At 36.3% G+C, this 20,722-nt stretch carries 19 protein-coding genes; 5 read left to right on the top strand and 14 right to left on the bottom strand.

Annotated elements, in window-relative coordinates; all coding sequences use genetic code 11:
* Positions 1–66: 66 nt before the first annotated feature.
* From A9G09_RS02875 to A9G09_RS02830, 10 genes are all read right to left on the bottom strand, one after another.
* Positions 67–849, bottom strand: a complete 783-nt coding sequence (locus tag A9G09_RS02875; protein WP_065633411.1) for a DUF3304 domain-containing protein — start codon at positions 847–849, stop codon at positions 67–69.
* 111 nt (positions 850–960) lie between these two features.
* On the bottom strand, positions 961–1,758 hold the full coding sequence (locus tag A9G09_RS02870) for a DUF3304 domain-containing protein (protein ID WP_065633410.1): 798 nt from the start codon (positions 1,756–1,758) through the stop codon (positions 961–963).
* A 112-nt stretch (positions 1,759–1,870) separates the two neighbouring features.
* Positions 1,871–2,668: a DUF3304 domain-containing protein gene (locus tag A9G09_RS02865; RefSeq protein ID WP_065633409.1), complete on the bottom strand. Its 798-nt coding sequence runs from the start codon at positions 2,666–2,668 to the stop codon at positions 1,871–1,873.
* 112 nt (positions 2,669–2,780) lie between these two features.
* The gene (locus tag A9G09_RS02860) at positions 2,781–3,527 is read right to left on the bottom strand and encodes a DUF3304 domain-containing protein (protein ID WP_065633408.1); all 747 of its coding nucleotides are present in this window, start codon (positions 3,525–3,527) and stop codon (positions 2,781–2,783) included.
* Between the two features lie 59 nt (positions 3,528–3,586).
* Positions 3,587–4,306: a uroporphyrinogen-III synthase gene (locus A9G09_RS02855; protein ID WP_065633407.1), complete on the bottom strand. Its 720-nt coding sequence runs from the start codon at positions 4,304–4,306 to the stop codon at positions 3,587–3,589.
* A complete protein-coding gene (gene hemC / locus A9G09_RS02850; protein ID WP_065633406.1) occupies positions 4,303–5,223 on the bottom strand; it encodes a hydroxymethylbilane synthase in 921 nt (306 codons plus the stop codon). The genes A9G09_RS02855 and hemC overlap by 4 nt, the downstream gene beginning before the upstream one ends.
* 108 nt (positions 5,224–5,331) lie before the next feature.
* Positions 5,332–6,699 carry an adenylosuccinate lyase gene (gene purB, locus A9G09_RS02845; protein ID WP_065633405.1) on the bottom strand — a complete coding sequence of 456 codons (1,368 nt, stop codon included), beginning with the start codon at positions 6,697–6,699 and terminating at the stop codon, positions 5,332–5,334.
* Between the two features lie 47 nt (positions 6,700–6,746).
* The gene (gene hflD, locus A9G09_RS02840; RefSeq protein WP_065633404.1) at positions 6,747–7,394 is read right to left on the bottom strand and encodes a high frequency lysogenization protein HflD; all 648 of its coding nucleotides are present in this window, start codon (positions 7,392–7,394) and stop codon (positions 6,747–6,749) included.
* A gap of 1 nt (position 7,395) precedes the next feature.
* Positions 7,396–8,514, bottom strand: coding sequence for a tRNA 2-thiouridine(34) synthase MnmA (gene mnmA, locus A9G09_RS02835; RefSeq protein ID WP_065633403.1), 1,119 nt, complete (start codon positions 8,512–8,514; stop codon positions 7,396–7,398).
* Positions 8,515–8,754: 240 nt separating this feature from the next.
* Entirely contained in the window at positions 8,755–9,444 is a 690-nt protein-coding gene (locus A9G09_RS02830; protein ID WP_065633402.1) for a LexA family transcriptional regulator, read from the bottom strand.
* 152 nt (positions 9,445–9,596) lie between these two features.
* Here A9G09_RS02830 and A9G09_RS02825 point away from each other — a divergent pair, with 152 nt between their 5' ends.
* Positions 9,597–9,824 (top strand): helix-turn-helix domain-containing protein, encoded by a 228-nt coding sequence (locus A9G09_RS02825; RefSeq protein ID WP_065633401.1) that lies wholly within the window; start codon positions 9,597–9,599, stop codon positions 9,822–9,824.
* A 47-nt stretch (positions 9,825–9,871) separates the two neighbouring features.
* Here A9G09_RS02825 and tpiA read toward each other — a convergent pair whose 3' ends face one another.
* On the bottom strand, positions 9,872–10,636 hold the full coding sequence (gene tpiA / locus A9G09_RS02820) for a triose-phosphate isomerase (RefSeq protein WP_065633400.1): 765 nt from the start codon (positions 10,634–10,636) through the stop codon (positions 9,872–9,874).
* 100 nt (positions 10,637–10,736) lie between these two features.
* On the opposite strand from tpiA, the gene zapB reads away from it, so the two are divergent.
* The 4 genes from zapB to A9G09_RS02800 all read left to right on the top strand — a co-directional run bounded on the left by zapB (position 10,737) and on the right by A9G09_RS02800 (position 14,209).
* A complete protein-coding gene (gene zapB / locus A9G09_RS02815) occupies positions 10,737–10,982 on the top strand; it encodes a cell division protein ZapB (protein ID WP_065633399.1) in 246 nt (81 codons plus the stop codon).
* Positions 10,983–11,063: 81 nt separating this feature from the next.
* Positions 11,064–12,368 (top strand): DUF2868 domain-containing protein, encoded by a 1,305-nt coding sequence (locus tag A9G09_RS02810; RefSeq protein ID WP_065633398.1) that lies wholly within the window; start codon positions 11,064–11,066, stop codon positions 12,366–12,368.
* A gap of 1 nt (position 12,369) precedes the next feature.
* A complete protein-coding gene (locus A9G09_RS02805; RefSeq protein ID WP_065633397.1) occupies positions 12,370–13,728 on the top strand; it encodes a DUF3482 domain-containing protein in 1,359 nt (452 codons plus the stop codon).
* A complete protein-coding gene (locus A9G09_RS02800) occupies positions 13,676–14,209 on the top strand; it encodes a C40 family peptidase (protein WP_081297457.1) in 534 nt (177 codons plus the stop codon). Before A9G09_RS02805 ends, A9G09_RS02800 begins: the two co-directional genes overlap by 53 nt.
* An 83-nt stretch (positions 14,210–14,292) precedes the next feature.
* Here the strand turns inward: A9G09_RS02800 and A9G09_RS02795 are convergent, their stop codons facing one another.
* From A9G09_RS02795 to purM, 3 genes are all read right to left on the bottom strand, one after another.
* Entirely contained in the window at positions 14,293–15,480 is a 1,188-nt protein-coding gene (locus A9G09_RS02795; protein WP_065633396.1) for a histidinol-phosphate transaminase, read from the bottom strand.
* 267 nt (positions 15,481–15,747) lie between these two features.
* Complete coding sequence (nifJ, locus tag A9G09_RS02790) at positions 15,748–19,290, bottom strand: pyruvate:ferredoxin (flavodoxin) oxidoreductase (RefSeq protein ID WP_065633395.1); 3,543 nt, start codon at positions 19,288–19,290, stop codon at positions 15,748–15,750.
* Positions 19,291–19,626: 336 nt separating this feature from the next.
* The gene (gene purM / locus A9G09_RS02785) at positions 19,627–20,664 is read right to left on the bottom strand and encodes a phosphoribosylformylglycinamidine cyclo-ligase (RefSeq protein ID WP_065633394.1); all 1,038 of its coding nucleotides are present in this window, start codon (positions 20,662–20,664) and stop codon (positions 19,627–19,629) included.
* Positions 20,665–20,722: the final 58 nt, after the last annotated feature.

The raw sequence follows: 20,722 nt of genomic DNA, 5'->3' as shown, positions 1-20,722 counted from the left end.
TTATATCATTTTATTATTTGTTGTAATGATTATTTTTTAAGTTACTTTATTGTTTTGCTATCACCGCTATTTTTTATCACTACTAACGGGTAATTTACCGTCTTGTTCTAATTGTTTGATATAGCGTGGTAAAATGATTTGTGGGATTTTTTCTCGTTCGGCTTTAATGGCATCCATTTTGGCTTTGTTTTTTCGATAATCTGCCATTGATTTAATGCTTGGACGCGGCGTGCATAGTTTTTGGCTTTCAGCAAATAGTTTCCAGTGTACTGGATTACGTCCTTCTTCTATGGTGCCATAAGTAATAAATATCTGATTACATGGTAGAAAGTGCACGGTAATATTAGCGACCTGACCAAAATCATCACCCGCTGACGGTGGTGGCGGTGGCAAAGGTATTTCGGTAGAATAGTATTCATCATATTGATGAATTAAATTGGCTTCGTTTCTATCAACATTTAAACCTGCTGTATTTAAAATTCTAGGTTTCCAGCCTGGATAGGGTAATAATTCCCATGAAATCTGCATGGTCATGCCAGGTGTCCAATGCGCACGCAGAGCAGCTGCGCCACAGGTTGAACCACCGCCATAGCGTTTTTTACCAACGTCATAATCATCAATTCCTGATGTATTGGGAATACAACCACCACTAAGATTTTCGTAATTATATTCAATCGCTTCCACTGGTGCAGCATAGGCTTTATTTTTTCCGGAAGTAATACCAACAAATGGTTCAAACTGATTGGAACAACCAGTTATTGCTAGCGGTATAAGCAGTAAGGTAAGCCAGCACCAGTTAATTTTTAATTTAGCACTTTGAACGGTTACTGTTTGATTTGTGATCTTCATGACTCTTTCCTTATATCGCTTATTTTTTATCGCTCACATCAGCATTTATATCATTTTATTATTTGTTGTAATGATTATTTTTTAAGTTACTTTATTGTTTTGCTATCACCGCTATTTTTTATCACTACTAACGGGTAATTTACCGTCTTGTTCTAATTGTTTGATATAGCGTGGTAAAATCACTTGTGGGATTTTTGCTCGTTCGGCTTTAATGGCATCCATTTTGGCTTTGTTTTTTCGATAATCTGCCATTGATTTAATGCTTGGACGTGGTGTGCATAGTTTTTGGCTTTCAGCAAATAGTTTCCAGTATACTGGATTACGTCCTTCTTCTATGGTGCCATAAGTAATAAATATCTGATTACATGGTAGAAAGTGCACGGTGATATTAGCGACCTGACCAAAATCATCGCCGGCTGACGGTGGTGGTGGAGGTAATGGGATCACTGTACTATAGGATTCATCATATTGGTTAATAATATCTAATTCTTTATGGTCAATTGCTATCCCTGGTAGATTTAATACTTTGGGTAGCCAGCCTGGGTAGGGTAATAATGTCCATGAAATCTGCATGGTCATGCCCGGCGTCCAATGCGCACGCAGAGCAGCTGCGCCACAAGTTGAACCACCGCCATAGCGTTTTTTACCAACATCATAATCATCAATTCCTGATGTATTGGGAATACAACCACCACCAATACTGCCACCTACAATATCTTCATAATTGTATTCAATCGCTTCCACTGGTGCAGCATAGGCTTTATTTTTACCTGAGGTAATACCAACAAATGGTTCAAATTGATTGGAACAACCAGTTATTGCTAGCGGTACAAGCAGTAAGGTAAGCCAGCGCCAGTAGGTTTTTAATTTAGCACTTTTAAAAGTTACTGTTTGATTTGTGATCTTCATGACTCTTTCCTTATTATCACCTATTTTTTATTGTTCACATCAGGGCTTATATTGTCTTATTTTTGCTTTAGTGATTATTCTTTTAGGTGCTTTATTGTTTTGTTGTCACCGACTATTTTTTATCACTACTGACAGGTAATTTACCTTCTAGTTCTAATTGTTTGATATAACGTGGCAAAATCACTTGTGGGATTTTTGCTCGTTCAGCTTTAATGGCATCCATTTTGGCTTTGTTTTTTCGATAATCTGCCATTGATTTAATGCTTGGACGTGGTGTGCATAGTTTTTGGCTTTCAGCAAATAGTTTCCAGTATACTGGATTACGTCCTTCTTCTATGGTGCCATAAGTAATAAATATCTGATTACATGGTAGAAAGTGCACGGTGATATTAGCGACCTGACCAAAATCATCGCCGGCTGACGGTGGTGGTGGAGGTAATGGGATCACTGTACTATAGGATTCATCATATTGGTTAATAATATCTAATTCTTTATGGTCAATTGCTATCCCTGGTAGATTTAATACTTTGGGTAGCCAGCCTGGGTAGGGTAATAATGTCCATGAAATCTGCATGGTCATGCCCGGCGTCCAATGCGCACGCAGAGCAGCTGCGCCACAAGTTGAACCACCGCCATAGCGTTTTTTACCAACATCATAATCATCAATTCCTGATGTATTGGGAATACAACCACCACCAATACTGCCACCTACAATATCTTCATAATTGTATTCAATCGCTTCCACTGGTGCAGCATAGGCTTTATTTTTACCTGAGGTAATACCAACAAATGGTTCAAATTGATTGGAACAACCAGTTATTGCTAGCGGTACAAGCAGTAAGGTAAGCCAGCGCCAGTAGGTTTTTAATTTAGCACTTTTAAAAGTTACTGTTTGATTTGTGATCTTCATGACTCTTTCCTTATTATCACCTATTTTTTATTGTTCACATCAGGGCTTATATTGTCTTATTTTTGCTTTAGTGATTATTCTTTTAGGTGCTTTATTGTTTTGTTGTCACCGACTATTTTTTATCACTACTGACAGGTAATTTACCTTCTAGTTCTAATTGTTTGATATAACGTGGCAAAATCACTTGTGGGATTTTTGCTCGTTCAGCTTTAATGGCATCCATTTTGGCTTTGTTTTTTCGATAATCTGCCATTGATTTAATGCTTGGACGTGGTGTGCATAGTTTTTGGCTTTCAGCAAATAGTTTCCAGTATACTGGATTACGTCCTTCTTCTATGGTGCCATAAGTAATAAATATCTGATTACATGGTAGAAAGTGTACAGTGATATTATCGACCTTACCAAAATCATCGCCCGCTGACGGTGGTGGTGGAGGTAATGGGATCACTGTACTATAGGATTCATCATATTGGTCAATAATATCTGATTCTTTACGGTCAATTACTACACCTGGTAAATTTAATATTTTGGCTTGCCAGCCTGGGTAGGGGAATAATGTCCAAGAAATGCGCATTGTCATACCTGGCGTCCAGTGCGCACGCAGAGCAGCTGCGCCACAAGTTGAACCGCCACCGTAGCGCTTTTTACCAACATCATAGTCATCGATTCCTGGCGTATCAGGAATGCAACCACCACCAATACTGCCACCATTCATATTTTCATAATTATATTCAATCGCTTCCACTGGTGCAGCATAGGTTTTGTTTTTACCGGAAGTGATGCCAACAAATGGTTCAAATTGATTTGAGCAACTGGTAAGTAGTAGTGGAGAGATTAAAATGAGTAAGCTGAGTTTCATTTTCCATCCTTATTTTTAATAAAATATGCAACTTATTAAACTTTTATCGTTTTATATTGTTATGAGTAGTGTAACTCGACAACATTTAAAAGATTTTGATTATTTGCGCCATTTACTAATAAAACTTTTTGCCATTGATACTGTTTTGCTGCGTTAAATATTCGTTGGCTAGTTACCAATAGTTGAGTCAGCTGTTTATGTTGAAAACTGCTGTATCGTTCGAGTTGATTTAAGTGTTCTAAGCTAGTGATAATGATTATTTGTTTAGCTATATTACTCGATAAAATATTAGTTGGGTAATTTATTGGCTCGCGATAATAGCATTCAATTGATTTTACATTGGCTTTTTGAATAGTCAGAGTTTGTGCCAATAATTGTCGACCTGCGTTACCACATAAAATTAAAATAGTATGGTTTTGGACTGATTGTTGTTGAATTTTGGCTAATAGTCCTTCGCTGTTTTCTTGAGCGGGATAATTGACTGTCGCCGTTGTTAATTGGTTAAATAATTGTGCTGACTTTTTGCCAATTGCAAAATAACGAATGTCAGTCGGTAAGGTTAACTTGGGAAGATAGTTGTTAATAATATAAGCGACTTGTGGTGAAACGACAAGCACCATATCATTAGGATGAAGTTTATTGAGTTGTTCTTGTAAATTTTGAAGATCGTGTCCGGGTAAAATTTTAAAAAATGGAAGATGTTGTGCAGGCAAGTTTGCTTGGTTTAATAATTGGGTTAGTTGTTCACCCTCAGGTGAGGGTCTAGTGACAAAAATCATCCGTCCTTTAATTCCTGTAATATAGATTTGGCACCTTGTTCTAGTAAATGTTCAGCCAGTGTTTGCCCTATTTTTTCTGGTTCACTAATGCTACCTTCTACTGTTGCTTGGATAATTTTAGAACCATCAATACTTCCAACTAGACCTTGTAATAATAATATATCATTGTTTAATTGGCTATAGCAGGCGATAGGGACTTGGCATCCTCCTTGTAAAGCTTTATTCATCGCTCTTTCAGCTTCGATGCAAATCCGGCTATTTTTATCATCAAGTACAGATAGAATTTCTAACAATGGTTTATCATTTGCTCGAGTTTCAATACCAATGGCTCCTTGACCAACGGCAGGTAAAATTAAATTGGTATCAATATATTGTTTAATTCTATCTTGTAATCCTAAGCGCTTTAGACCAACAGATGCTAAGATAATTGCGTCATACTCTTGGTTATCAAGTTTTGCTAAACGAGTGCCAACGTTACCACGAAGATCTTTAATGTGTAAATGGGGGTATTTAGCGCGTAACTGACATTGGCGGCGTAAGCTTGATGTACCGACAATTGCGCCTTTAGGTAGTTCATCTAAATTGGAATAGCGATTAGAAATAAAGGCATCACGCACATCGTCTCGTTGACAAATTGTCGCAAGGGTTAAGCCTTCAGGAAATTGTGCAGGAATATCTTTTATTGAATGAACCGCAATATCGGCTTGGTTAGTTAATATAGCTTGTTCAAGCTGTTTAACAAAAAGACCTTTACCACCAATTTTGGCAAGTGGACTATCAAGAATGATATCGCCTTGAGTCATCATTGGTATAAGCTCGACAGTTAAATTTTTATGTGCCAAAAGTAGATTTTGTTTAACAAAATTAGCTTGCCATAAGGCTAAAGGACTTCTTCGAGTTGCAATGCGAATCTTCAATTGATTTTCCTATTGTATAACTAAGTATAGTGATTTTTTAGTTTAAATTAGTTGATAGCTTAGTCTGAAAAGCAAAATGCTATTACTATTCAGACTATTTTTAAATGATTAAAGCTTATCTACAAAATTCACCGCATAACCAATGTAATTAGCCGGTGTTAGCTGTTTTAATCGAGTTTTTTCGTCTTCAGGTAAATCTAAGGATTCAATAAACTGTTTTATGCCCTCAGCATCAACTCGTTTACCACGTGTTAATTCTTTCAATTTTTCGTATGGCTTTTCTATACCATAGCGGCGCATTACAGTTTGGATCGGTTCAGCTAATACTTCCCAATTACGGTCAAGTTCGTCAAGCAAGTATGTTTGGTTAACTTCTAACTTATTTAGGCCTTTTAAAGTTGATTGGTAAGCGATAATCGCATAGCCAATTCCAACACCTAAGTTTCGTAATACAGTCGAATCGGTTAGATCACGTTGCCAGCGAGAAACCGGTAATTTACCGCCTAGATGATTCATAATGGCATTGGCAAGACCTAAATTACCTTCTGAATTTTCAAAATCAATTGGATTGACTTTGTGCGGCATGGTTGATGATCCGATTTCACCAGTTACAGTTTTTTGCTTGAAGTGATTTAAAGCAATATAGCCCCAAACATCGCGATCGAAATCGATCAAGATAGTATTGAAACGCGCAACACAATCAAAAAATTCAGCGATATAATCGTGTGGTTCTATTTGGGTTGTGTAAGGATTCCATTTTAGACCTAATGAACTAACAAACTCTTCGCTTAAATTGTGCCAATCAACATGTGGGTAAGCAACCATATGGGCATTATAGTTACCGGTAGCCCCATTTATTTTTCCTAATATTTCAACGGATTGAAGCTGGTTTAATTGGCGTTTTAATCGATAGACAACATTGGCAAACTCTTTCCCGATAGTTGTTGGTGTAGCGGGTTGTCCATGGGTTCTAGATAGTAAAGGTAAGTCACAATACTCTTTTGCTTGCAACGTAATTTTATCAATTACTTTTTGCCAATAAGGAATTAAAACAGTCTCTTTTGCTGTTTTTAGCATTAAAGCATAAGATAAATTATTGATATCTTCAGAAGTGCAAGCAAAGTGAATAAACTCATTAATAGCATGGAGTTCTTCATTAGTACTGACTTTTTCTTTAAGAAAATATTCAACGGCTTTTACATCGTGATTGGTTGTTTTTTCGATCGCTTTAATGCGTAATGCGTCGTCTTGATTAAATTGTTCAATAATTTGGTTTAAATGATGAGTAGCTGACTGACTTAGTGCTGGAATTTCAGGAATATTCTCTTGTGAAGCTAATTTTTGTAACCAACGAACTTCAACTTCAACGCGGTATTTTAATAATCCAAATTCGCTAAAAATGGTACGTAATTCTATTGTTTTATCACCATAACGACCATCAATAGGTGAAAGGGCTGTAAGTGCAGATAATTCCATCGGTTCAACTCCGTGACTCTATTTAAGTATCATATTGAAAATATAAATTAAATTGTTGTATTGATATCTTGTAATAATTGTTGTGCCGCATTATTGATTCGTTTACGACAAAATAAAAACTGTAATCGACCACCTCCAACTTGATACCATAAAATTGCAGAACGAACACAACCCAGTAGCGATGTTCTTACTTTAGCTTGCACTAGTGAGTTTTGTAAAAATTCTGGTTTACCTATAACTTTTATTTTGGTCGCTAAAGGACTAATAATATCGGAGTAGATCCCCGCTAATGAGTATGATAAATCTTCAATATTGCTATTAATGGTATCAATATTTGTATCAGGATAAAGACTTGCAATGCGTTTAAGTCGCTGATCGATCTTATCTAAAGCATCATTATTTTTTAATAATTTGCTGGTAATATTTAATGTACCAAAAAGATAACGAATAATTTCGATCTGCTCTTTCTGTCCAGAAGATAGCAATTGGATTAGTGTTTGTAATCCTGTTTTTATGTTTTCAAGTCCATCATAAACATCTGCTGTTGTTCTGGGCGAAGTTTCAAACACGCTTTTAATTGATCGTTCATAAAGTGAGTTACTGCATACCCCTGTATTGGCCAGTTGAGGAATTAATATCGCACTTTGAGCAACACCAGCAAGGGCTATAGCAATATGATGATATTTATTATTCATTCTAAAACTCCTTATTGCCCATAATTCTCTCTTCTATAATACCACCCCCAAGGCAAACTTCACCTTGATAAAAAACAGCGGATTGTCCTGGTGTTACGGCGGCAACAGGATGGGCAAAGATCACTTCAATTTTATCCTCAGATAAAGGATTTACACGGCAAATAATATCTTCTTGGCGGTAGCGAGTTTTTACCGTGCAATTAAATGGCTCAGTGATGACTTGTCTATTTACCCAATGCAATTGACTGGCAATTAATCCATTTGAAAATAGGGCAGGATGATCGTGTCCTTGCGCTACAATTAATTCATTATTGATAAGATCTTTATCAACAACATACCAAGGCGTATCATCGGCTTGTTTTAAACCACCAATGCCAAGTCCTTTACGTTGTCCTAATGTGTGATACATCAAACCTTGATGTTGACCAATGACTTTGCCATCCACGGTTCTGATAGGTCCTGATTTAGCCGGTAAATAGCGTGCGAGAAAGTCAGTAAATTTACGTTCGCCAATAAAACAGATTCCTGTTGAGTCTTTTTTGGCAGCAGTGGCTAAACCTAATTGTTTCGCTATTTCACGAACTTGAGGTTTTTCAAGCTCACCAACAGGGAAAAGGCTTTGATGAATTTGTGCTTCGCTTAGTGTGTAAAGAAAATAGCTTTGGTCTTTATTGTTGTCGATGCCTCGCAATAATTCGACTTTGCCATTGTGTTCACGTTTGCGCACATAATGTCCTGTTGCAATAAAATCTGCACCAAGATCTTCGGCTGCATATTCCAAAAATGCTTTAAATTTAATTTCTTTATTGCATAAAATATCGGGATTAGGGGTTCGACCTGCTTTATATTCAGATAAAAAATGTTCAAATACATTGTCCCAATATTCAGCGGCAAAATTGATTGTGTGTAATTTAATATTCAATTTATCACATACGGCCTGAGCATCAGCTAAATCAACTGATGCAGAACAATATTCTTCTGTGTCGTCTTCTTCCCAGTTCTTCATAAATAATCCAACAACTTGATAACCTTGTTGCTGTAATAAATATGCTGAAACAGAAGAGTCAACGCCGCCAGACATGCCGACAACAACTTTTTTGGATGAATTTAAATTTGGCATAATAACAAAATAATTAGACTAAAAAATTAGGTTAATTCTATCATATTTGGATAAAAAAGCATAAAGCTATACCAGTATCAATTTGGCTAATTCAGCAGAGCTTTTTGCAATATTTGGGCGTTCATAATATTTTAAACATTTTTAAACGTGATTTTTGTTCGATATTTGCGCGGAAAAAAACGAGTTTTTCTTTTTTGAGTCACTCATTCAATCATGAATAAGTGACTTTATTTACTATAGTTAATTTAGTTTTTTCAAAAGATAAACAACATGACCAATAATTTCAAAATCGAGTGGTGAATTCTTATCAACCATAATAGTTGGATATTTCGAATTGTCACATAATAAGGCTAAATTAGAACCTTGATTTTGAATTCGCTTTATACTGATTTGGTCATCGTACTGCACTGCATACAAATAACCATCAATAGGTTTGCAATATGTTTTATTAATGATAAGAATGTCATGGTTTGCGATTGTAGGTTCCATGCTATCACCTTTAGCCCATACCGCTGTTAGATCATCATTATGACAATCTTGATGTTTAAGTAAGCTCGTTTCGAAAGGAATAGATTGAATGTCGGCTAAAGAATTACTCGTTTTATTTAGGTTGTGGAAAGGTATATTTATTGATCCTCGATTTTGCGATTCACTTAACAATCTACATTCGCCTTTTCCTGTTGCTAACCACTCTATTGGAACTTCACACTTGTGCGCAATAATGGCCAAGCGATTAAGTGAAGGATAAGTTTTACCAGATAAATAATCTCGGATTACTGCTTCAGACATGCCTACTTTTTTAGCAAAAGCATTACCTGATAGTCCTTCTAATACTAATGTTAATCGATTTTTGAAATTTATTACTCCTGTGTTTATTAAAATCGACGTTTTTTCTTGCTCATTAAGTGTTTTAAAGTTCTTTTTGTTCATTTTCTATTCCATTTCATGTGTTTTTTTTGTTTTTGTAGTTTTGTTTCGTTTTTTTATATGTTATTCTCTGCCGGTAAATTCATATCAATTCAGCGTTGTAATACCGATAATCATTACAATAGCAAAAAAATTAACCAATAGAGGATCTCATAATGAGAGAACAAGATCAAGACTGGTCACCATCAAGAGTCGTGGGCGAAATTAAAATTAGAGGTGGAAATTTAAGAGCTTTATCGAGAGCAAGTGGATTACAAGCTGATACTTTAAGAAATGCACTATATCGTCATTGTCCTAAATACGAAAGAATTATTTCTGAATATTTACAAGTTCCGGTCGAAACTATTTGGCCTTCTCGTTATGCCCCAGCTGGAAAAAAATAGTTTACATAAAATTCTATAAAAAAGACGCCTTTGCAGGCGTCATTAAATTATTTTTTAGCTTGTTCTGCTGCTTTTACAATCGCTGCAAACGCATCGGCTTTTAGCGATGCACCACCGACTAATGCACCATCAATATCTGGCTGAGTAAATAACTCTGCTGCATTTTTATCATTTACTGAACCACCGTATTGGATGATAACTTGCTCAGCAACATTAACATCTTGTTTAGCAATATGTTCACGAATAAATTTATGTACAGCTTGTGCTTGCGCAGGCGTAGCTGATTTACCTGTACCAATTGCCCAAACCGGTTCATAGGCAATAACTGCACCATTAAATGCTTGTACACCTAATGCTTTGATAACCGCGTCAATTTGACGAGCACAAACCGCTTGTGTTTGTCCTGCTTCGTTTTCAGATTCTGTTTCACCAATACAAAGTACTGGCACAAGTCCTGCATCTTTTAACACGCCAAATTTTTTAGCAATATACTCATCTGATTCTTTATGATAAGTGCGTCGTTCAGAGTGCCCAATAATAACATGTGTTACACCAATTTCTTTTAACATGTTAGCTGATACTTCACCCGTAAATGCCCCTGAAAGATTCACATCTACATCTTGCGCACCTAAAATGATATTTGAACCGCCCAACTGATGTTTAACAAAATCAAGATAGACAACTGGTGGTGCTATAGCGATACTGCATTCAATATCAGTAGATAACTCATTTCGAAGTCCTTCTACTAAGTTTTTAGCCATATCAATGCTACCATTGAGTTTCCAATTCCCCATGACTAGTGGTTTACGCATAATTTTCTCCAACTTAAAGTTTAAAATAGTGTTGATTTTAGAATGAATTCGCTATAATGGTTTGCATTATACACCAAATATTTTGAGCTTGAGGAAAAATATGTCATTAGAAATTTTGAACCAATTAGAAAATAAAATTCAACATACTGTTAATACAATCACTGCTTTGCAACAAGAAATTGCAACATTAAAACAAGGTAATCAAGAGTTAGAACAATTAATTAATGATAGTTCTGACGAAATGAAAGCATTGCGAGACGAAAACGAAAAACTTAAACAAGATCAACAAATATGGCAACAACGTATTCAAACTTTATTAAGTAAAATTGGTGAAATTACACAATAAGTTGTTATATCTAATTGTTAACGCGACATATGTCGCGTTTGTTTTTGTTATTCATTAAAGTGATGGCGAAAATTATACACAATGCGTGAAGAGTTAAAATCATTATGGATTGCTCAAACTATTCATTTAATTGAACAAGAATCTGGGCGTTTTGCGGATCAAGACATTAATCGACAAGTAAGAGCTTCTCAAACTTCATCTATTAATCGCATTGTGATGCGTGCATTAATGTTGTCTAAAAAAAATGGCTTATTTTCAGCCCAACAGACATTATTACGGGCAGCAAATCTCTCTTTTATTATATTAATTTTTCTTTCTATTATTCTTGGTGCCTCATTGGCGTTAAGTGCCTTAAGTCAAAATCCGATTAATTTATATTGGGCGTTATTTAGTCTACTTGGCGTGCATTTAATTACCTTAGTGGTTTGGTTGATTTCTTTTTTCTTTTTTTCAAATTTGGGTGGCAGTATATTGGTTTACTGTTGGTTATGGTTAACTAAAAAATTTTCACAAAAAAAGACTGTACAACAACTTATTCCCGCTTTTGTTGAATTATTTGGTGGTCAAATTCGCTGGTTAATTGGTTTTGTGCTCAATCTTTTTTGGACTTTTATATTAACGAGTGCACTGGTGGTATTAGTTGTACTGTTTTCAACTGAACATTATCGTTTTGAATGGAAAACAACTTTATTAAGCTCTGCTACTATTGTTGATTTAACGCATTATTTAGGTTCGATACCTGCTTTAATTGGTTTTGCCATCCCTAATGATGATGTTATTCGGGCGAGTGAGCACGCATTAAATGCTGGTGATGCGCGTTTTGCTTGGGCAGTATGGTTATTAGGTGTATTTATTGTTTATGGCGTAGCTGTTCGATTTTTATGTATGATAGTTTGCGCTATTAATTGGTTGATTTGCAGTCGAAAAGTGAAATTGGACACAAAACATCCACATTTTCAGGTTTTAGCTAACGAGCTACAACCTATTTTAGTGAATGTAGAAGATGAAGATAAGCATGGTGAGCGTTCCACAAATTATTTACCTTATCACTATATTGAAAATGCAAAGGGATCTTTTTTAGTCGCAATTGATATCACTGAAAGCTGGACCCCACCAAATTCGGTTACGTTTTTAGGATTTTTAAATACGCGAGAACAGCGTCGCAACATTTTAGATTATTTGCAATTAACGCCAGCTAAGAAGTTATTGATTGCTATTGATACCGATAGAGCACCAGACAGAGGAATGTTAAATTTAATTAATCAGCTTATGAATAAATCACAGCAAAATCGCCTTTGGTTTATCAATAACGGTAAGCAAATGAAAAACTGGCAAGCTTTATCGCTACAATTAGCGACACCCACTTGGTTAAGTGAGGAGTTTTGACATGTTAACAACATTAAAATTAGCTGTAGTCGGTCATGCCAATGTCGGTAAAACGTCATTACTGCGGACTTTAATACATAATAGTCAATTTGGTGAAGTTTCAGATAAACCGGGAACCACAAGGAATGTCCAGTCCATTACATTACCTTTAGCAAATAATCAATCTATCATTTATTATGATACGCCTGGATTGGAAGACAGCTTAGCGTTGTACGATTATATTCATCAATTAACTGTCGATAGCGGTAAACTAGACGGGATCGATAAATTAACGATTTTTTTACAAAGCCCAGAAGCTGAAAATAGTTTTGATCAAGAAGCAAAAGTGATCCGACAATTGCTTAAAAGTGATGCGGCAATCTATGTTATAGACGTGCGCGAGCCTATTTTAGATAAATATCATGATGAGCTTGCAATACTCGCTAGTGGTGATAAACCAATGCTTGCTGTATTAAATTTTACTGCAAGCGAAAAAGAAAATGAAAAGGAATGGAAAAGATTACTCTCACGCGTAGGGATACATGCTATTATACGCTTTGACGCTATAGTTCCGCCCCTAGATGGCGAGGAACGATTATATAAAAGTCTTGCTTTATTGCTCGAACCTGCCAAAAAGATCTTAGATCAATGGTTAGATCAAATTGCACAAATGCGACAATCTCGTAATCAAAATGCTAATTTGATTATTGCTGAAGCACTTGTTGATGTTACTGCCTTTTATAAGATGGCAAAAATTGATGATCAGCAAGCAATTGCTCAAATGCAAGATCAAGTTAGAAAGCGCGAGCAATTGGCAGTAAATGAATTGTTGAAAATTTATCAATTTAATTCTGATTTAGAGCGTTTTGAGGCTTTACCTTTAATAAAAGGGCGCTATAATGCAGATCTATTTAATATTGATGCATTAAAACGAATGGGTGTGCATTTGACAAAAGGTTTTGTGTCAGGTGCAACTATAGGGGCAAGCATAGATTTAGCCACTGGTGGAATTACGCTTGGCTCAGCTGCTTTAATAGGAGCAGCAGTAGGCAGTATAATGCAAACTGCCAAACATTATGGTTCTAGAATGCGGTATCAGCTTTCTGGTTATAGTAAACTAAGTGTTGATGATGTTATTATTTGTTTTCTTTCTTTACGACTGCTTAGTCTGAAAGAAAGTTTAAATCATCGCAGCCATGCGAACACTTATCCTATAAAGTTGTCAAAATTAGAACAACAAGAGTGGGAAAAAGGTGTGTTGCCAAAAGAGCTAAAAATAGCAAGACGCTATTCGCAATGGTCGACTTTAAATAAAGGAACAAAAAGAAATGACAAAAAAAGACAATCGACGATCAAGCATGTTGCCGAACAACTTTTTTAGTGTGAAGAAGCGATTTTTAATAACGACTTTGCTTTTTTCTCTTTTTATGTTATTTGGATGTAGTACAAGTCAAGGGCAGGTATCAACGAAAACCACTAAACCTGACCCGCAAATGTTAGCAAAGATTGAATCTCACTATAAAAAATGGCAAAAAACCCCGTACCGGTTCGGTGGAACGACATTATCTGGTAGCGATTGTTCTGGTTTAGTTGTTAATTTTTTCAAAAATAAACTTTCTAAGACATTGCCTCGAAGTGCATCAGCTCAAGCTCAGTTAGGTTATAAAGTTACTCAACCTAAAGCAGGTGATTTAGTATTCTTTAAAACTGGTCGTAGCCAAAGTGGTCTACATGTTGGTATTTATTATGCTGATGGTAAATTTTTACATGCATCGACATCTAAAGGTGTAATTTATTCTAGTTTAAATGAAGATTATTGGAAAAAACATTATTGGATGACGCGTCGCTTAACAGATGGTTAGTCAAATCAATTGATTACAAATTAATTAAAAAGCTCTCTAAGTTAACTGATTTAGAGAGCTTTATTATTTTTGATAGTTGCTAATTAAATCTTACCCTGTTCTTTCAATTCACGCATTACATTAGCTACATAAAGCATTTCACCTGGTGTTCCAAGTGATATTCGACACCAGTTTGTAGCCGGTGCAAAATCTCTACCGATTAATATAAATTTTTGTTTCATCAATTCTCGATATTCATTCAAATTAATCGGTGTTTGGTGAAATATAAAGTTTGTTTCTGATTTAAGATAATGTAGCCCAAGGTCTGATAATGTTTTTTCCATAATTTCCCGCGATACATCAACCGCTTTTTTGGAATAAGTCAGATATTGTTTATCTTTCATCGAAGCCAAAGCAGCACAAACACCACAATAATTCAGTTTTTCACCAGCGACATATTGTGAAATATTTTTTATGTGAACTTCGCTACTAACAACATAACCAACACGTAATCCCGCCATTGCATGTATTTTTGAAAATGTCTTGAGTAATACAATGTTTTCGTAACCTTGATTAATAAAATTATCAGCAGATTTGAAAGTTGGGTCATTAACAAATTCGGCATATGCTTCATCAAAAATGAAAATAGTATTGTTAGGTTTGCTCGCTATCCATGATTCAATTTCAGGTAAACCAAAAACAGTAGACGTTGGATTATTAGGATTAACTAAATAAACAATTGAGAATCCTTGATAAGCTTCAACGGCTTTTCTTAACCCATTGATATCAATTTTCCAGTCATTTAAACAAGGTACTTTGGTTATTTTCAAATTAAAAATTTTAGCAAATTGTTCACCATCACTGTAGGTAAGTTCAGGTATAACTAGCTGAGTATTAGGTTTTACAAAAGCAGCGATGGTACTTCTAATACCTTCAGATGAACCGGCAGTCAAGAGTATCTGTTTTTCACTGACATTATGATGTTCTGCTATTGACTGACTTAAAATGGGCATCTCCGCTTTAGCATAGCGGTTAGCTTTAGGAACCGCATCAATTGCTGCTTGTTTGGCTGAAGGTGACATACCTAAAGCATTTTCATTAAAGTTAAGTCTTACCGGATTATTTACATCAGGTGTAACAACTGTATCAAGCATAGGCAATGAAAAAGCGATCGATTTTTGCACTTCTTGAGCATAGGCTTTGGACAGTAATTGATTTATTGATAAACCTGCAATTGCCGCACCAGAGAATGTTAATAAACTTCGACGGCTGATATTTAAATTTGCATCCATTATTCACCTCACCATTAGTTGATCTTCTGTCGGTAATAGTTTGATGCAATATTTATACCAGTTTCGATTGCCGATTATGTAATGCTTAATTTTGCTATATAAGTCAAGAACATTTGTATTTATTGCATTGGTGAGTGTGAGTAGGGGAAATGTTGAAATGCACTTTATTGGTGCTTTTTTGCACAATTAAATCTTTTTTTAAATACTGCGCTTATTTAACAATGATAAATAAGCACAGTTAATTTTGGTTAACCTTGATAAGATTAGTTAACTATCAGCAGGCGTTTCAATATCTGAATAGGTTGATAACATCTGCAAAAACTTATACTTCGAGTTAACCATTTTTGTTGAACGTTCATGTAAAGTATTCGCGACAGCAGGCTCTAATGTTTCTAATCGTCGGAATCGTTGTTCTTTCAATAGGATATCTGACAATGATTCACTATTTGGTGATTTAGAGTCTAATACTAATCCGGGTTTTCCTTCTGCTACGCGGCGTGGATCATAACGGTAAAGCGGCCAGAATCCAGATTTGACTAAATCTTTCATCTGTTCATGTGATTTAGCCAGATCATAACCATGTTCTTCACAAGGACTATACGCGATAACAAGTGAAGGTCCATCATAGGCTTCGGCCTCTTGTAACGCTTTAAGTGTCTGATTGAGTTGAGACCCTAATGCTATTTGCGCAACATATACATGACCATACATCATTACGCTTATGCCTAAATCTTTACGTGCTTTGTGTTTCCCTAGATCGGCAAATTTAGATACTGCACCCATTGGTGTTGCCTTCGATTGCTGACCACCTGTATTTGAGTAGCATTGTGTATCTAATACTAAAATATTGACGTTATCAGTTAAGCTCATTACATGATCAAGCCCACCAAAGCCAATATCATAAGCCCAACCATCGCCACCAATAGCCCATACTGACTTATCAATTAAATAGTCTGCATCTTGCATTAATTCATTTGCTTCAATCGAATCCATGTGTGCTAATTGTTCACGTAATATAGCAATTTGTGCGCGTTTATCTGCAATTGAAACATCTGCTGATTGCAAGGCTAGGGTAATTTCGGGGGAGATTTCACCGCCAACATGCTCCAATAATCGTAAAACGCGTTTTTTATGTTGATCATAAGTAATACGGTAACCTAAAGCAAATTCAGCATTATCTTCAAATAATGAGTTAGCCCAAGCGGGTCCACGACCACTACGATCGGTAGTATAAGGGGTAGAAGGTAAATTCCCACCATAAATCGATGAACAGCCGGTTGCATTGGCAATGGCTAAATGATCACCATATAGCTGGGTTAACAATTTAATATAAGGTGTTTCACCACAGCCTGCACATGCTCCCGAGTATTCAAATAGCGGTGTTAGCAATTGTGATGTACGGATATCAATACGTTCAAGTGTTTTGATATCACGATCTGGTAACGCCGAGAAATAGTCATAATTGGTTCGCTGGGTATCGAGGTTTTCAATACGCGGACGCATATTAATTGCTTTAATATCGAAGTTATTTCGATCTCGGGCTGGACAAACTTCAACACATAAATTACAACCAGTACAATCTTCAGGTGCAACTTGCAATACATAGCGTTGACCTTTCATGTCGCGTGCTTTAACTTCGAGCGAGCTAAGCGACTCAGGTGCATTAATCATATCATCTGGTGCTACAACCTTAGCTCTAATGGCTGCATGTGGACAAGCTACCGCACAATGGTTACATTGTGTGCAAAGCTCGGGTTGCCAAATAGGTATCTCTTCAGCAATATTACGTTTTTCCCATTTTGTTGTTCCGGTTGGCCAAGTGCCATCAGGGGGAAAAGCCGATACCGGCAAGCTATCACCAAGTCCTGCTAGCATTGTTGCTGTAACCATTTTAACAAAATCAGGTGCGTTATATGGCACAATAGCTGGGCGTGATGTGCTACTTTCATCAACACAACTTAATGGGATTTGTTCAAGTGATGCGATAGCTAAATCAAGCGCTTTCCAGTTATTTTCAACTAATTCTTGCCCTTTACTACTGTAACTTTTGGCAATGACTTCTTTCAATTGAGCAATACTGAAGTCATTTTTAAATATTTCTGAAAGATGAAAAAAAGCAGCCTGCATTACGGTATTAATTCTTGCACCTAAGTTACATTCACGTGCTATTTTAGCTGCATTAATGATATAAAAGTGCGCTCTTTTTTTAATTAATTGTATTTGAACTTCTTTCGGTAAGCGATGCCAAATTTCATCTTTACTATAAGGGGTATTGAGTAAAAAAATACCATCATCTTTAAGTTTTTCAACAATCTGATATTTATCAATAAATTGATCTTGATGACAACCGATAAAGTGTGCACTCGTAATTAAATAAGGTGAGTCTATCGGTTCTAAATTAACACGTAAATGAGAAGTCGTTAAGCCACCGGCTTTTTTAGAGTCATAAACAAAAAATCCCTGAACATAAAAGGGCGAACTATCCCCAATAATTTTGATATTATTTTTTGTTGCCGAAACTGTGCCATCACTGCCAAGCCCATAAAATAGTGCTTCAAGAGCAGATTTTTGAGGAATAGACTTTTCAGGTAAGGTTAAAGATAAACCGGTAATATCATCATAGATACCCACAGTAAAACGAGGGCGAGGGTTTTCTAATTGCAGTTCTGTAAAAATAGCGAGAACACAGCAAGGATCAAACTCTTTTGATGATAAACCATAACGTCCACCAATGATTTTAGGTATATTGCTTCGTTCACCTTGACTAAAGCTTTCTGCAAAAGCTGTCATTACATCTAAATAAAGTGGTTCAGCTTGAGCACCTGGTTCTTTAGTTCTATCTAACACCGCAACTTTTTTAACACTAGTAGGAATAACTTCCAGAAAATGTTTGGCGGAAAAAGGGCGATATAGTCTAACAATTACCACACCCACTTTTTCATCGTTTTTATTCAAGTAATCAACGACTTCTTTACTAGTACTTGCACCCGAACCCATGATAACTATTACTCGCTCAGCATCATGAGCACCATAATATTCGAATGGCTGATACTTTCGACCTGTTTGTTGTTCAAAAGCGTCCATCGCATCGACAACATGCTGATAAGTGTTATTGTAATAAGGATTGACTGCTTCACGGCATTGGAAAAAGGTATCTGGATTAGCTGATGTACCTCGTATAGCCGGTTTATCCGGTGTTAAAGCTCGAGAACGGTAAGCTTTAATGGCTTCATGTGGTAAAAGCTGATGGATATCTTCGTCAGTCAATGGATAGATTTTATTGACCTCGTGTGAGGTTCTAAACCCATCAAAAAAATGTACAAATGGTACTCGACTGTTAAAGGTTGCCATTTGCGCGATTAACGCTAAATCTTGTGCTTCTTGTACCGAGCTTGAGCAAAGCATCGCAAAACCAGTTTGTCTGATTGACATCACATCGGAGTGATCACCAAAAATTGATAGAGCATGAGTAGCAACGGTACGCGCAGCAACATGTAATACAAATGGTGTTAGTTCCCCAGCAATTTTATACAGGGATGGAATCATGAGTAGCAAACCCTGCGATGAGGTGAATGAGGTAGCTAATGCTCCCGTCATCAACGCACCATGCACAGTTGAAATCGCGCCTGCTTCAGATTGCATTTCAACCACTTTAGGGATATCCCCAAACACGTTAGGTTTATTGAATTCAGCCCATGTACTAGCTTGTTCTGCCATTGATGAACTTGGTGTTATTGGATAAATAGCAATGACTTCGTTTGCACGATAAGCGACGGAAGATACCGCACTATTAGCATCTGATATGATCATTAAAAAACCTTGTATTCTAGAGTATTATGACATTACTTAGTTATAATAATTAGTATTATTGTACCAGAAAGTAAGATAGCTTTTAGTTATTTTTATGTTAAATTTTTTGTTTAACTCTTTGAATTTTTGAGTGACTGAAATTGATATTAATATAGTTGAAAATTTAAAAAAGGGCATAATTAATCAATCAAATAGGCAATAAAAAATAACTGTTAGTGATTTATCAACATAACGATAAAATCTTCTAATAATAAAGATGTTTTTCTATTAGATTCTACCGATTACTTATTATTATCCAACCTTTATGGTTGGATAATAATAGTGTTAACCACTTGGCTATTTTATTATTACACGTTCGTTTGACGTTGAGTGTTTGATTTCACCCAGTAACCAAGCCTTTTCACCTTGATTATTAAGTAGGGTAATGGCTCTATCAGCAAGTGATTTGGGTAGCGCAATTATCAATCCAACTCCACAGTTAAATGTTCGGTACATTTCGTGGCGATCCACATTACCCGCCTGCTGTAGCCAATTAAAGATCGCTGGCCATTGCCAACTGTTTTCATTAATTATCGCTTGAGTATTATCGGGCAGAACGCGTGGAATGTTTTCCCAAAATCCACCACCAGTGATATGTGCTATGGCATGCACATCAATTTGCGCAATTAAGTTTAGAATCGATTTTACATAGATTTTTGTTGGTGCAAGTAAGTGATCGGCAAGCGTTTTGTCTTCTAATTGTGTCTTTGCTGGATTTACCCCACTCACTTCGATAATCTTCCGTACCAGCGAATAGCCATTGGAGTGTGGCCCACTCGATGCTAAAGCAATTAACGCATCACCATCTTGTACTTTGCTGCCATCAATCATTTCCGTTTTTTCAACAACACCAACACAAAATCCCGCTAAGTCATAATCATTACCATGATACATGCCCGGCATTTCAGCTGTTTCACCGCCAACTAATGCACAACCAGCTTGTTTACACCCTTCAGCAATCCCTGTTACAACGGTAGTTGCCACATCAACGTTGAGTTTACCTGTGGCATAATAATCAAGGAAGAAAAGTGGCTCAGCACCTTGTACAATAAGATCATTAACACACATTGCAACTAAATCAATGCCAATTGCGTCATGTCGATTTAAATCCATGGCTAGACGGAGTTTAGTACCAACGCCATCTGTTCCAGATACTAAAATAGGTTCTTTGTATTTTTGCGGAATTGCACATAGTGCACCAAATCCGCCTAACCCCCCCATGACTTCTGGGCGTTTAGTCGCTTTTACTACTGATTTGATTCGATTAACGAGTTCGTTACCGGCATCAATATCAACGCCAGCATCTTTATAACTTAGAGAGTTGTTATTTGACACGAGAAGTAATCCTTACAATAGAAAAATTGCTGATATTTTAGCAAGGAAGCAATTGAAT

The organism is Gilliamella sp. wkB292 (assembly GCF_001690235.1).
Taxonomy (GTDB): Bacteria; Pseudomonadota; Gammaproteobacteria; order Enterobacterales; family Orbaceae; genus Gilliamella; species Gilliamella apicola_F.
The sequence above is the reverse complement of the archived record's forward strand: the minus strand, read 5'-3'. Positions and strand labels throughout refer to the sequence as shown.